Genomic DNA, 12,865 nt, shown 5'->3' on the forward strand with positions numbered 1-12,865 from the left:
AAGCCAGCGCATTTCGGCTATCCCCCGCGCATGAATGCATTGGAGACAGAAACCGGGCGGCGGCGGACTTTCGCCATCATCGCCCATCCCGACGCCGGCAAGACCACGCTGACCGAGAAGCTGCTGCTGTTCGGCGGTGCGATCCAGATGGCCGGTGCCGTCAAGGCGCGTGGCGATCAGCGCCGCGCACGTTCGGACTGGATGAAGGTCGAACAGGACCGCGGCATCTCCGTGTCCGCCTCCGTCATGACCTTCGACTATGGTCCGCACACGTTCAACCTGCTGGACACGCCGGGGCATGAGGACTTCTCGGAAGATACCTACCGGGTCCTGACCGCCGTCGATTCCGCGATCATGGTGATCGACGGGGCCCGTGGCATCCAGTCCCAGACACGCAAGCTGTTCGAGGTCTGCCGGCTGCGGGACGTGCCCATCATCACCTTCGTCAACAAGATGGACCGCGAAGCCCGCGACCCGTTCGAACTGATGGACGAGATCGAGCAGGATCTGGCACTGGACGTGACTCCCGCCAACTGGCCCATCGGCATGGGGCGCGATTTTCAGGGATGCTACGACCTGATGCGCGACCGGCTGGTGCTGATGGCCCGCAGCCGCGAGAAGCAGGGCGAGATCACCGCCGAACTGAAGGGACTGGACGATCCGGAACTGGATAGCCAGCTCGGCGCACGCGCGGCGGAGCAGTTGCGCGAAGAGGCCGGCATGGCACGCGAACTCTGCCCCGCCTTCGACGGACAGGCCTATCGCGAGGGCAACATGACGCCGGTGTTCTTCGGCAGTGCCGTGAATGCCTTCGGCGTGCAGGACCTGATGAACACGCTCGGCAGCGACGCTCCTGCCCCCCGGGCCCAGATCACCACCAGCCGCACGGTCCAGCCGACGGAGCCGAAGGTTTCAGGCTTTGTCTTCAAGGTGCAGGCGAACATGGATCCGAAGCACCGCGACCGCGTCGCCTTCGTGCGGCTGGTGTCGGGCCACTTCAAGCGCGGCATGCGGCTGAAACATGTCCGCACCGGCAAGCAACTGGCCGTCCACAATCCGGTCATGTTCCTCGCCGGCGACCGGGAGACTGCGGAAGAAGCATGGCCCGGCGACATCATCGGCATTCCGAATCACGGCCAGCTTTCCATCGGTGACACGCTGACGGAGGGGGAGGAAATCCGCTTCCGTGGCGTGCCCAGCTTCGCGCCGGAACTGCTGCAGCGGGTGCGCGCGACCGACCCCCTGCGCGCCAAGCACCTGGGCGAGGCGCTGAAGCAACTGGCGGAAGAAGGCGTCGCCCGCGTCTTCCGGCCACGCATCGGTTCGGATTGGGTGGTCGGCGTGCTCGGTGCGCTGCAGTTCGATGTGCTCGCGGAGCGGATCAAGACCGAATACAACCTGCCGGTCCGGTTCGAGTCGACGGAACTGTTCACCGCGCGCTGGGTCTTCGCCGACACCGCGGACATGATCAAGCGCTTCGGTGACGAGAACGGTGCCTCCATCGCCGATGATCACGAGGGCGATCCGGTCTTCCTGGCGCGCAACGCCTGGCACCTGGAGCGCGCCCAGCAGGACTGGGCCGATGTGCGCTTCATGGCGACGAAGGATCCCGGCGTGGGCGATCTGGCCGCCTGATTGTCCGGCTGGTTGTCACGCCTGCTCAGTGGCGCAGGTCACCCGGCTCCAGATCGTCGAAGTCCGCAGGCTCCGTACCGGGCAGGACATAGTCCTCCGACAGCCAGCGCTTGAGGTCGACATCGGCACAGCGCCTGGAACAGAAGGGCCGCACGGCCTGCTCGGTCGGGCGGGAACAGATCGGGCATCGGGTCGTCATCAAATGGCCTCGGCATCCTGGGTGGAACGACACGCGTGCATCACGCTGTTCGGACCGATCATATCTCCGAACAGGGAATCTGGACAATGTCGGACGGCAACAGCGGGGGCTGGTCGGGCCATCTGCGTCGGGAGGAATAGAGCCCCACACCGATGATCGTGTCCGCAGGCTGGTCCGCAGCCGATGCGAAGGGCAGCAGCAGCCGCTCCGCCTGAGTCAACCGCGCGTTGGACAGGATTTCATTGGCGGTGCCGTAGTGCACGCAGGGCACCCCGAGGATCCTTTCCCAACGCTCTGTGATCACCGGATGGTCCCTGGCCCCGACAATCTGCAACAGGGTTTCGCCCCTGATCGCCCGGCCATAGGCGTCATTCACATGCTCTCCGGCCAGCTCACAGACGTAGTCGCCAGCATCCTCATGGAAGCGATAGATGTAGATGTTGGAGAGCAGTGACGGCACCGAGGTGGGATCGAAGGCCTTGCGCAACGGCACGGTCGCATCACCACGTGCGGCCCGCCAGACATCCAGAAACCGATGCAGGCGGGGATCCATGTCTGCAAGCTTCGGCGTCTGGACTGTGTTCCCGGTCATGGCTCTTTCTCTCATATTCGCGGAAGTGCCACAATGAGCAGTCGGTTCAGCGTGTCCGCGCAATCGCGAAGCTATCGATGTCGCGCGCTTCGAAGACGAAGCTCACCGGGCGCGCCAGGAACGCACTCGCCTGTTCCACCGCATCAGCATCCATGACCGGCTGAAGCTGCAGGGAAAGCGACAGTGTCACGGGCAACAGCCCGACACCTTCCAGCTCCGCGGCGACCTTCCTCAGGACTCTGGCGGCTGCAACACCTTCCCGCAGCCGGGACTGTTCTGAGGTCTGGTGCAGCAGTTGCCGGGCAAGCCCCGCTTCCCCCCTGCCCCGTACCAGTGTCGCCAGCGAGAAACGGTCGACCTGGCCGACATCCACCATCACCGGATCACGTTCGAACGCGCGGCGAAGGGCGGCCTCGACCCGCTTGCGTTCGTTGCCGGCCCGCATGGAAATGAAATCGATCACGACCGGCCCGCCAATACGGCGCAGCCTGATCTGGTGCGCGATTTCCGCGATTGCACGCATGTTGTGATCGACAGGGGTACCGCGCGCGCCACCACTGTCCACGTCGATTGCAGTCAGGGCGGTCGTTGCCTCGATGACGATCCGTCCGCCGCCAGGCAGTCCCACTTCCCGCGCCAGTGCCTCATCCAGCACCTGGTCCAGTTCCAGGCCCTGACCCGGTGGCGCCAGGCTCACCCGCTCGACAAGGTCGGGCGCAAGTCGCTTGGCCAATGGGCGCAGATCCGCCGACAGGCTCCTGTCCGAGACCGCAATGGTCTCCGGCGCGGGTGGCGCCAGTTCCGTCAGGGCCCGCTGCAGGAGATCCGGCGCATCGCGAAGCCGCGCAGGCACCGGGCCGTCCACGCCACTGATCTCGTCCCACTCGGCCATCAGCCTGGTGGCATCGGCACGCACCAGGTCGGGGTCGACACGGGCTGCCGCCGGCCGGGCCACCAGGCGCACATCGGGATCGAGCGATGCGAACATCTCCAGCAGTGATTCCCGCTGGTCAGGATCGCCGATCCGTTTCGGCACCTCTGTCCCCTGTCGCACCGGATACAGGCTGACATAGCGGCCGTGCAGCGCGATGTCGGCACTCAGGCGCACCTGCTTGCCGTCCGCCGCACCCCGTACCGCCTGCACCAGCACGGTCTGTCCGCGTCGCAGCAGCTTCTTCAGGGGAACACGCTTGTCCGTGGCGGTCCCGTCCAGAACGCGCGCATCCGCAGCGCGAAGGAACCCGGTGACGCCTTGCCCGAGATCGACGGCAGCCGCCTGCAGTTCCGGCATCAGATCCGTCACACGGCCCCGCCAGACCGCTCCGGCGACCGGCGGTTCACCGGTCAGTTCCAGATGAATCTCGGCGACCCGCTCCCGCTCGATCAGCGCGACGCGGGTCTCGAAGGGGCCACGGTCGATGAACAGGCCCTGTTTCATGATCGCGTCCAGACGGGATAGCCCAGCCCGGTCAGCAGATTCGCCGTCTCGTGCAGCGGCAGCCCGACAACATTGGACCATGAGCCGTTCAGACTGGCGACAAAGGCGTCTGCCAGCCCCTGGATGGCATAGCCACCGGCCTTGCCCTGCCACTCCCCACTATCCAGATATGTCTGCTGCTCGGGGCCGGAGAGTGGCTTGAAACGCACGACCGTCGTCACCCGGCGGCTGCTCATCCGCCCGCCGGGGGCATAGAGCGCGACACCTGTGGTAACCCTGTGCCGCCGTCCCGACAGCAGACGCAGGCATGCGGCGGCAGCCTCCCGCGATTCGGTCTTGGGCAGGATTCGGCGGCCGCAGCTCACCACCGTATCGGCGGCGAGCACGAAATCGTCGGGGAAACCGGGTTGAACGTGCCCCGCCTTGGCCTGGGCCAGACGTTCCGCCAGTCGTTGCGGCGCTTCATCCGGCAAGGGCGTCTCGTCAAGGTCGGCGGCAATGATATCGTCCGGCAGCAGGCCGATCTGACGCAGAAGATCGCGCCGACGCGGCGACGCGGAGGCTAGGATCAGGCGTGGCATCTGCCGCCCTGTTCCGGCGCTTACTTGAAGCGGAAGGTGATACGACCCTTGGTCAGGTCATAGGGGGTCATTTCCACCATCACCCGGTCGCCAGCCAGCACCCGGATGCGGTTCTTGCGCATCTTGCCCGACGTATGGGCCAGCACTTCATGATCGTTGTCCAGCTGCACGCGAAACATCGCGTTCGGCAGCAGTTCGGCAACATGCCCTTCAAATTCGAGAACTTCTTCCTTGGCCATTCTGCACCCTGTTCAGGAAACCCGGCGCGACAGGTCATCACGACCCGACCGCTTGGCGCGCAACATGATGAAATCGCCCACCAGAATCAAGCACAACCCTGTCGAAGGGCGGTTGCAAGGCCTGCGGCTCTCGGCTATATCCTCCCGACCGCTCGCCAAGGTACCGATCCCGGATCGGCCCCCATCAGCCAGAGCGGCGATGCCCAGGTAGCTCAGTTGGTAGAGCAGTGGACTGAAAATCCGCGTGTCGGTGGTTCGAATCCGCCCCTGGGCACCATTTATTTCAATAGGTTAACTGTGCATTGCCAAGTGTTCTGCTGGCTCAGGGGTAACGACACGGGTAACGGCGAACGGCCATCTTGCACTCTCGCACATAGTCCGCGTGCCGGGGGTTCAAATCCTTCTCGCGCTACGATTTCTTTCAATAGCTTAGCGATACGTCGCCACAAAAATTGGGCTTTCGGGTAGCGGTTTGGACGACGAGGATGGGGAGTGACTAGCGCTTCCGGTTCTCAAACGCCTCGGTCCATTCGCGGGCGCGCCGATGCGCCTCTGCGATCTGTGCAGACGTCATACGCTTGGGCATTGTCAGAGCAATCTGGCCCCGGCGCAGCAGAGCTGTATCTGGGTGAGGTCAGATTGCTCTGACAATGCCCCGATGCATGCTAAAATAGACGGATATCTTCGGAGCAACCTTGTCGTGAATTCACTTGTGGTGACGGTCGAACGTGAGCAGCGCCAACTTATGAACGCGGAGTCTAAGGGGAGCAGGTTAGAGGCCGAAGCCGTTGAGGCCCGCGCGATCAAGCAAGATATGATGCAGACTATGCCGACGGGTCAGGTCTGGTTGGTATGAGTGAGGCTGCAGTACCGCGCGAACATCTGTTCATTGGCTGGGATGTCGGCGGCTGGAATTGCGATAGGAACCCGAACAGCCGCGATGCCCTCTTCGTAGTGGATGGAAACAGGCAAGCCATGGGCCAGCCTTGGCGCGGGAATTTGCGCAATACAATCAACAGCTCGAATTCGCCTGCCAGCTTTCTGGCCTCAATCAGCACGCTATGTACGCTTACTCATACAAACAGACCCCGACATGCCACGCTTGCGATTGATGCGCCGCTAGGCTTTCCGGATGCATTTGCCCGACTAATTTCAGATGGCAATACCATCAATGAGATCAACCAATCTGCAGCAAATCCCTACCTCTTCCGCCAAACTGAACGGCGTCTGGTCGCAGAGGGGATCACCCCCTTGTCGGCCATCAAGGACATGATTGGCAGCCAGGCGACAAAGGCCATGCATGTCGTATCCCGCTTCGCTCCGCACCGTATATCGCTGGGTGTCTGGACTGATGGCGTTTGCCTAACAATGATCGAAACTTATCCCGCTTTATGTCGCGCCCGACTTGGGCAGCGATCAGAAGAGGGCCCGAAAACGGGTCGTGAGTCAGATATACAGGATGCAGAGATCTGCGCCCGCGTCGCACGTGATTTCCATTTGAATCAAGAGCGCCTTGAGCCACCGACCAATGAGACGCCGGTTTCGGAAGGCTGGATTTGGGCGCCGCAACCCGCGGCGACTTGAGGACCATTTGACGATAAGCAGCGACCGCCCGAACCAAAACATCAAGGAGGCCAGGCTGCGCCCGTTTCTCGGATCCAGCGGCTATACCTCAGCGCTGATCTCCCGCGCGCCGGAGCAGCTCGACCGGACATCGACCAACCAAGTCGATGGCATTGTCAGAGCAAACCTGACGTGGGCGCGGTAAACAGGTTTGAATCTATGCAGAATTTGCTCTGACAATGCCGAGCCGACGTCTCCCTCTTCCGGCAAACTGCCACAACTGAAGGATTTGCACTCACCCCGCCAGTTTTGCGGCCTCGCTCATGCGGTGCGCCACAGCGAGAAAACTCTGCAACACGCCTGGCTCAGACATCTGGTCCAATGAAATAGCCGGAACTCCTGAAGGGTTTGATGTCGTCGTCTGGATCCCGTGAATCGCTTGGATTTCATCTAGATAGCCTTGGCGGACATTGACATCCGCCAGGGCCGGTCGCGACTTCAGATAGTGAAAGGCAATCTCAAGCCGCCCCCCGGAACGTCTTATAAATAAAGGCCATGCGCGTTTGCCGTCGTTGGATTGAACACTAATAGCGATCGCATCCCGGGTGTTGGTTGGGGCGGCTTCGTAGCCATGTCGTTCGGCCCATTCGACGATGTGTCCTGCGACGATCCCATGCTGCTCGCCGTATTTGTCAGCAAGCTGAGCGATCCACTCGGCATTTGAGATGGATGGCAGTTTGTTTCCCGAAGTGGATTTGTTGCTTGCTGCCCGGGCCGTGTTACCGATGACGCTCGGAACGATGGTTCTGGTGCCAGCTTCATCCGTATAATGAGCCACTTCAATCGCTAGCACCTCTGCCGGTCTCATCTGTTCGTTGAGGAACTCAATGATCCGGCGCAGTTCCTTGGAGATCACATCGGCCACGAACACCATGCGGATCCGACCCGCTTTCAAATTTGCTTCCACCCGCTGCCAGAATTCTTCACCTTCCAGTTCATCGCCGAGGAATTGCGAAAGCCTCTCGTCGGGCTCGATACCGTCTGCCCGACAGGAGAGCTCGAACTCTTCGATGAACTCGGCCGCCGGCCAGTAGGCGACGCCGTTTGCAGCATAATCAAGCATCTGAGCCACGACTTCCCGGCGCGCTCGGGTATCGGAGGCCCGCTTGACCTCAACCAGAATTGGTATGCCGTTTTCGTCCACAAACAGGTGATCCAGGGACCATCTGGCACTGCCCCCGTCTTCGTCAGGAACGGTCTTTGAAGCGTCCCGGGTTTCCAGGAGGCTCCTATTTGTGAGAAGGAGCTGTGATGAGCGCAACAAGGAACAAGTTTTCGCCTGAGTTTCGCGACCGCGCTGTGCGGATGGTGGCGGAGCATCGTGGGGATTATCCGTCGGAGTGGGCGGCGATGACCTCTATTGCTGGCAAGATCGGCTGCACGACCGAGACGCTGCGCCGCTGGTGCCGGGAGGAGGCGAGCCGACGAGCGGGACCAGCGGCGCAGGCTGTCAGCGACCGGGATCGGGTCAAGGCTCTGGAACGCGAGGTGAAGGAACTTCGCCGTGCCAACGAGATCCTACGCAAGGCTTCGGCGTATTTTGCTCAGGCGGAGCTCGACCGCCACGGCAAATGGTGATGTCCTTCATCGACACGCACCGCGAGGAACTGGGTATCGAGCCGATCTGCCGTGAACTGGCGATCGCCCCTTCCTCTTACCACGAGCATGCGGCCCGCCGTGCCGATCCCGGCAGACGCCCGGCCCGTGCCCGGTGCGACGACGAACTCAAGCAAGAGATCAGGCGTGTCCACGAGAACAGCTTCGGCCTCTACGGTTCGCGCAAGGTCTGGCACCAGCTGCGGCGCGAGGGCATCGCCGTCGCCAAGTGCACCGTGGAGCGGCTGATGCGTGCCATGGGGCTGGCTGGCGTGCGCCGGGGCAAGACGACGGTCACAACGGTCAGCGACCCGAAGGCACCTTGCCCCCTGGACAAGGTCAACCGCGAGTTCCGCGTCAGCCGACCCAATGCCCTCTGGGTGGTAGACTTCACCTATGTCCATACCTGGGTCGGGTTTGTCTACGTTGCCTTCGTAATCGACGCCTATGCCCGGCGCATCGTGGGCTGGAAGGTCAGCACCAGCGCCACGGCAGGCTTCGTGCTCGATGCCCTGGAGCAGGCGATCCATGCCCGCGGACCCGGCCCCGAGGATGGCCTGATCCACCATAGCGACAGGGGAAGCCAATATCTTGCCATGAACTACACCCAGCGCCTGGCGGAGGCCAACCTCGTGCCCTCGGTCGGCAGCGTCGGTGACAGTTATGACAACGCCTTGGCCGAGACGATCAATGGCCTCTACAAGGCCGAGGTGATCTGGCGCCAGAGGTCATGGCCGAGCGTGTCGGCCGTCGAAATGGCGACCCTGCGCTGGGTCGATTGGTTCAACAACCACCGCCTGTTCGGCCCCATCGGACACATCCCGCCCGCCGAGGCAGAAGCAAACTACTATGCCGACCGAGAGACCCTCGATATGGTCGCATGACCCAAATGAAACAGCCTCCGGAAAACCCGGGACGCTTCATTGCCAGGCTGGCGAAAGCTGGCGGTAAGGAGATTGAGTCAGGCAAGTTCTCCAGTGCAGAGAGTTCGGCGGCACTTGCGGTCAACTGTTTCGGCTGGTTCATCGAATGCCCGGAACGATTGCCGTCGTTCCCCGGTCTGACGCATTCCGGCACGCCTGAGATGGTCGATGTTGAGTTCTGTGCGAGGTTTCCGTGGCGAGGGGGAAGGCATCCCTGGCTCGATGCTGTGGTCCAGACGCCAACGACCCTCATCGGCATCGAGAGCAAGCGCTTCGAGCCATTCAGAGATATAAAGAAGGTCAAGCTTTCTGGCACCTATGACCGGCCTGTCTGGGGCAACAACATGCGGCGCTTCGAGGCAATGCGGGATCGCTTGCGTTCTGGTGCGGAGCAGTTCGTTCATCTCGACGCAGCGCAACTTGTGAAGCATGCGTTTGGGCTGGTGACCGAGGGCGGTCGCCGGGGCAGGGCGCCAGTGCTTCTCTACCTCTTTGCCGAACCTGCAAAGCGCGGCGACAGGCCAATCGCGCCGGAGAAACTGCAGTTGCATCGCGACGAGATTGCCCGGTTCGGGGCGGCGGTCGCTGGCGACGATGTCCGGTTCCTGGGCTGTAGCTACAGAGAATGGCTCATCGAATGGGATCAACTTGATGTCGACGTCGCAGGCCACGCCGGGGCGGTACTCGCGGCATTTGAGCCTTGAGGCATAGCATTATTGGCTTGCCGCTCGGAACCTTTTGACACTCCCCGATGGTGAATCAGTTGGGGTGAAATATTGCGGCCTTGATTTGACTCAGAACAGCGACCGCTCGGGTCACGACACCAATCAGAGGCATTGTCAGAGCAAATCTAATGTGGGCGCGTTAGGGTCAGCACCTAATCAACATATTGAATTACATGAAAGAGCCTGATTCTCTGAGTGCTTGATTCGCACTGGAGGATTTGAAAGAGGTGGCCCGACAAATCTGGACAGTTGAGTTAGGTGGATTTTCTGCTCCCAATCCGGCAGCGTTGCCGGGACGAAGGAGCGAAGATGACAAGACGACCCAGGCGGAACCACAGCCCTGCCTTCAAAGCGAAAGTCGCATTGGCGGCGCTGAAGGGCGACAGGACGATGAGCGAGCTGGCGACGCAGTTCGACCTGCATCCCAATCAGATCAAGCAGTGGAAGGATCAGCTGCTTGAGGGCGTAACGGGTGTCTTCGATGACACGCCAAAGGCCGCGAAAGAGCCGCAGATCGACGTAAAGTCCCTGCACGCGAAGATTGGCCAGCTGGCGCTGGAAAACGATTTTTTAGAGGGCGCGCTCGACAAGGCCGGTCTGTTGCCGAGCGCAAGGAAATGACGGGCCCGGACCACAGGCTGAGCCTGACACGGCAAGCCCGGCTTCTCGGGATCAGCCGGGGCAGCCTGTATTACGCGCCGCGCCCGACCAGTGCGGCGGACCTCAAGCTTATGCGCAGAATTGACGAGTTGCACATGGACTACCCGTTCGCGGGCAGCCGTATGATGAAAGGGTTGCTGCGGCAGGAAGGCTTCACGGCCGGGCGGCTGCACGTGGCAACCTGCATGAAAACGATGGGCATTGAGGCGCTCTATCGCAGACCGAACACCAGCAAGCCTGCGCCCGGTCACAGGATCTATCCCTACCTGCTGCGCAAGCTGGCCGTGACGCAGCCCAATCAGGTCTGGGCCATGGATATTACCTACATTCCCATGGCCCGAGGGTTCGTCTATCTGGTCGCCGTTCTGGACTGGTTCAGCCGCAAGGTTCTGGCCTGGCGGCTGTCGGTGACGCTGGAAACAGCGCCGTGTCTGGAGGCCTTGAATGATGCCCTGCGCAGATATGGCAAGCCGGAGATCATGAACTCGGACCAAGGATCACAGTTCACGTCCATTGACTTCATCAAGGCGCTGAAGGACGCCGACATCCAGATCAGCATGGATGGCAAGGGCGCTTGGCGCGATAACGTGTTTGTCGAACGGCTCTGGCGCAGCGTCAAATACGAGGAGGTCTATCTGCACGCCTATGAAAGCGTGTCAGCCGCCCGACAGGGCATCGACCGATACCTGGCCTTCTACAACACAAGGAGACCGCATTCATCGCTGGAAGGGCAAACGCCCGATCAGGCATATCACATCAAGTTGCAACCAATCCCGGTGGCGGCATAACCAAGCGGAAAATCCACCTAAGAAACGGCTCGAAACTGTTCAAACGAACCGAACCACCTCTCCCTCACTGCCCTGAACGACTACAATATCGAGTTGCCGCCAGAATGGAGACAACAGGCGTTCCTCGCGTGGGCCCAGGACGGAACCTATCAGAAACCGGATGACAAGGGCTATTTCTGGGTACTGTTCGACTTCGATGCCATGTCGGATTCGGCGGTCAAGGAGGTGCAGAGCCTCGCCATCTGGCAGCTGTTCCGGATCGAAGTGCGACCGCGCTGAGCCGGCAATCGGGTCCCGTAGCAAGATGAAGCAGTATCTGTCATGGAACATCTTCTCGGCGACCGGAGGCCTGTTCTGCCTGATGGCCGTTCTGGCCTTCGTCGGACAGATACTCACACTCAACCAGCAGAAGAACCTCGAACCGCTGCAGGAATATGTCTGGGCCATCGAGGAGCTGCGTGTCGGATACTACCAGACACTCTATGTTACCGGGCGCGTCAGCGAAGGACATGATGTCCAGTTCCCCCAGGCGGCACTGTTCGATGATCCGACCCGGGGATTGCTGCACCTTCGCATGGACGTTCTGGCCAGCAGGGTGGCGCGTCTGTCCGATGATGTCATCCTGGCGCAACTCGCCGACTATCCCCCGTATCTGGCCATCGTCGGCCGGGTCGAGGAGCAGTTCGCGCAGATTGCCCGTGAGCTGCAAGATGCCGACCTGTCGGACACACAGGCGCATGCGCGGCTGATGCAGGAAAAGCTGCGTCCGCTCGAACCCAGTCTCGACCAGCTTTCCGTCGATCTGGTTCGCCGGATGAACCTGATCGACGCCGGTCGTCGCCAGTCCCTCGAACAGACGATCAGCTTCAACCAGGTGGCGTTGACCGTTCTCTTCGCCTTTCTGGTTCTGACGCTCTATATCTCGACGAGACTGTCCTCACGTGAACGGCAGCGCTCGACGCAGCTCGAACGGTTGAACGAGGAACTGGCCACCGCCAATCGTTCCAAGGAGAGGTTCGTGGCACACATGAGCCACGAATTCCGGACGCCGCTCAATGCGATCATCGGTTTCTCGGAACTGATGCAGGAAAAGAACTCCCGCAACAAGGACGCCGGCGAGAACGACTTCACGGAAGAGGTCCTGAAGAGCGCCTACCATCTGCTGGATCTGGTGAACGAGGTCCTGAATTTCTCGCAACTGTCCGGAACCGATCAGATACTTGATCTGGAGTCGGTGGAACTGACCGGCATCATCCGCAACAGTACCCGACTGGTCCAGGCCGCCTATCCGAATCGGAACCTGGCGTTCGACGAGCCCGAGGATGGCGGGCACGTGTACGCGATGGGCCATGATCGGGCCATTCGGCAGATCGTGCAGAACCTGCTGACCAATGCCGCGAAATATGCCGGTGAGGAGGCACGGATCCGGGTTCGGATCGTCAGCGGCACAGCCGATACGGTTGCCATACGGATCAGCGACAACGGGAATGGCATGGACGCAGCCACGCTTGAACGCGTACTCCGGCCGTTCGAGCGCAATACCAGCCAGGGAAAGAACTTCGAGCAGATCGAAGGCGTCGGCCTGGGCCTTGCCATCTGCCGGTTGCTCGCCAAGCAACTGGACACCCGGCTCGAATTCGAGACGGCTCCAGGCTGCGGATTTGCCGCCGAGCTTTGGCTCCGGAGAGCCGACGGAACGGACCCCGCATAGCCAACCTGTTGGCATGGCCGTCCGATATGGTGCATGAACGGCGCATCATCTCGTGGGAGGGGCAGACTGATGTGGTCATTTGAAACGGATCCGGAATTCCAGCGCGAACTCGACTGGATCGGGGATTTCACCCGGCGCGAGATCGCACCGCTGGA

Annotated in this window: 14 protein-coding genes, 1 tRNA gene and 1 other annotated feature (1 of these 16 cut by a window edge); of the genes, 9 read left to right on the forward strand and 6 right to left on the reverse strand. The window is 61.4% G+C overall.

What is annotated here, in order from left to right; genetic code table 11:
* The first annotated feature begins 30 nt into the window (after positions 1-30).
* Positions 31-1,635, forward strand: coding sequence for a peptide chain release factor 3 (locus QGV55_RS10945; RefSeq protein WP_348637615.1), 1,605 nt, complete (start codon positions 31-33; stop codon positions 1,633-1,635).
* Positions 1,636-1,660: 25 nt separating this feature from the next.
* Here QGV55_RS10945 and yacG read toward each other — a convergent pair whose 3' ends face one another.
* Genes yacG through infA form a run of 5 tightly spaced genes read right to left on the reverse strand, consistent with a single transcriptional unit; the run spans position 1,661 to position 4,684 of the window.
* On the reverse strand, positions 1,661-1,834 hold the full coding sequence (gene yacG, locus QGV55_RS10950) for a DNA gyrase inhibitor YacG (RefSeq protein WP_281016766.1): 174 nt from the start codon (positions 1,832-1,834) through the stop codon (positions 1,661-1,663).
* A 58-nt stretch (positions 1,835-1,892) separates the two neighbouring features.
* Complete coding sequence (locus tag QGV55_RS10955) at positions 1,893-2,426, reverse strand: PAS domain-containing protein (RefSeq protein WP_281016765.1); 534 nt, start codon at positions 2,424-2,426, stop codon at positions 1,893-1,895.
* Between the two features lie 46 nt (positions 2,427-2,472).
* The gene (locus QGV55_RS10960; RefSeq protein WP_281016764.1) at positions 2,473-3,864 is read right to left on the reverse strand and encodes a ribonuclease E/G; all 1,392 of its coding nucleotides are present in this window, start codon (positions 3,862-3,864) and stop codon (positions 2,473-2,475) included.
* On the reverse strand, positions 3,861-4,445 hold the full coding sequence (locus QGV55_RS10965) for a Maf family nucleotide pyrophosphatase (protein WP_281016763.1): 585 nt from the start codon (positions 4,443-4,445) through the stop codon (positions 3,861-3,863). Before QGV55_RS10965 ends, QGV55_RS10960 begins: the two co-directional genes overlap by 4 nt.
* Before the next feature lie 20 nt (positions 4,446-4,465).
* Positions 4,466-4,684, reverse strand: a complete 219-nt coding sequence (gene infA, locus QGV55_RS10970; protein WP_281016762.1) for a translation initiation factor IF-1 — start codon at positions 4,682-4,684, stop codon at positions 4,466-4,468.
* Positions 4,685-4,885: 201 nt separating this feature from the next.
* Here infA and QGV55_RS10975 point away from each other — a divergent pair.
* Positions 4,886-4,961 (forward strand) — tRNA-Phe (locus tag QGV55_RS10975).
* Positions 4,962-5,536: 575 nt separating this feature from the next.
* Positions 5,537-6,268 (forward strand): DUF429 domain-containing protein, encoded by a 732-nt coding sequence (locus tag QGV55_RS10980; protein ID WP_281016761.1) that lies wholly within the window; start codon positions 5,537-5,539, stop codon positions 6,266-6,268.
* Between the two features lie 274 nt (positions 6,269-6,542).
* Here QGV55_RS10980 and QGV55_RS10985 read toward each other — a convergent pair whose 3' ends face one another.
* Complete coding sequence (locus QGV55_RS10985) at positions 6,543-7,370, reverse strand: hypothetical protein (protein WP_281023589.1); 828 nt, start codon at positions 7,368-7,370, stop codon at positions 6,543-6,545.
* Positions 7,371-7,558: 188 nt separating this feature from the next.
* Between QGV55_RS10985 and QGV55_RS10990 the strand changes: the two genes are divergently transcribed.
* The 6 genes from QGV55_RS10990 to QGV55_RS11015 all read left to right on the forward strand — a co-directional run.
* Positions 7,559-8,787, forward strand: a protein-coding gene (locus QGV55_RS10990; protein ID WP_281023579.1) for an IS3 family transposase whose coding sequence is annotated in 2 segments (ribosomal slippage) — positions 7,559-7,844 and positions 7,844-8,787 — 1,230 coding nt in all. Because the reading frame shifts where the segments join, the coding sequence is not laid out codon by codon here.
* Positions 7,840-7,954 (forward strand) — a sequence feature (AL1L pseudoknot). Its footprint overlaps the gene before it by 115 nt.
* 5 nt (positions 8,788-8,792) lie before the next feature.
* Positions 8,793-9,530, forward strand: coding sequence for a hypothetical protein (locus QGV55_RS10995; protein WP_281023590.1), 738 nt, complete (start codon positions 8,793-8,795; stop codon positions 9,528-9,530).
* Between the two features lie 330 nt (positions 9,531-9,860).
* A protein-coding gene (locus QGV55_RS11000) for an IS3 family transposase (protein ID WP_281015974.1) occupies positions 9,861-10,999 on the forward strand; the annotation gives its coding sequence in 2 pieces (ribosomal slippage) (positions 9,861-10,125 and positions 10,125-10,999; 1,140 coding nt in all).
* Positions 11,000-11,092: 93 nt separating this feature from the next.
* On the forward strand, positions 11,093-11,278 hold the full coding sequence (locus tag QGV55_RS11005; RefSeq protein WP_281016760.1) for a hypothetical protein: 186 nt from the start codon (positions 11,093-11,095) through the stop codon (positions 11,276-11,278).
* A gap of 25 nt (positions 11,279-11,303) precedes the next feature.
* Complete coding sequence (locus QGV55_RS11010; RefSeq protein ID WP_281016759.1) at positions 11,304-12,710, forward strand: HAMP domain-containing sensor histidine kinase; 1,407 nt, start codon at positions 11,304-11,306, stop codon at positions 12,708-12,710.
* Between the two features lie 69 nt (positions 12,711-12,779).
* On the forward strand, positions 12,780-12,865 hold the beginning of the coding sequence (locus tag QGV55_RS11015; RefSeq protein ID WP_281016758.1) for an acyl-CoA dehydrogenase family protein. It continues 1,189 nt past the right edge of the window; the window shows 86 of its 1,275 coding nt (coding positions 1-86); the start codon lies at positions 12,780-12,782; its stop codon lies beyond the right edge, outside the window.

The sequence above is a fragment of the Minwuia sp. IMCC3009 genome (assembly GCF_029909415.1).
Classification (GTDB): Bacteria; Pseudomonadota; Alphaproteobacteria; order Minwuiales; family Minwuiaceae; genus Minwuia.

Excerpts from the sequence above, each read along its gene's own strand:
- QGV55_RS10955 (WP_281016765.1), bottom strand. The coding sequence starts at position 2,426 with ATGACCGGGAACACAGTCCAGACGCCGAAGCTTGCAGACATGGATCCC.
- infA (WP_281016762.1), bottom strand. The coding sequence starts at position 4,684 with ATGGCCAAGGAAGAAGTTCTCGAATTTGAAGGGCATGTTGCCGAACTG.
- QGV55_RS10960 (WP_281016764.1), bottom strand. The coding sequence starts at position 3,864 with ATGAAACAGGGCCTGTTCATCGACCGTGGCCCCTTCGAGACCCGCGTC.
- QGV55_RS10995 (WP_281023590.1), top strand. The coding sequence starts at position 8,793 with ATGAAACAGCCTCCGGAAAACCCGGGACGCTTCATTGCCAGGCTGGCG.
- QGV55_RS10965 (WP_281016763.1), bottom strand. The coding sequence starts at position 4,445 with ATGCCACGCCTGATCCTAGCCTCCGCGTCGCCGCGTCGGCGCGATCTT.
- yacG (WP_281016766.1), bottom strand. The coding sequence starts at position 1,834 with ATGACGACCCGATGCCCGATCTGTTCCCGCCCGACCGAGCAGGCCGTG.
- QGV55_RS11010 (WP_281016759.1), top strand. The coding sequence starts at position 11,304 with ATGAAGCAGTATCTGTCATGGAACATCTTCTCGGCGACCGGAGGCCTG.
- QGV55_RS10945 (WP_348637615.1), top strand. The coding sequence starts at position 31 with ATGAATGCATTGGAGACAGAAACCGGGCGGCGGCGGACTTTCGCCATC.
- QGV55_RS10985 (WP_281023589.1), bottom strand. The coding sequence starts at position 7,370 with ATGCTTGATTATGCTGCAAACGGCGTCGCCTACTGGCCGGCGGCCGAG.
- QGV55_RS10980 (WP_281016761.1), top strand. The coding sequence starts at position 5,537 with ATGAGTGAGGCTGCAGTACCGCGCGAACATCTGTTCATTGGCTGGGAT.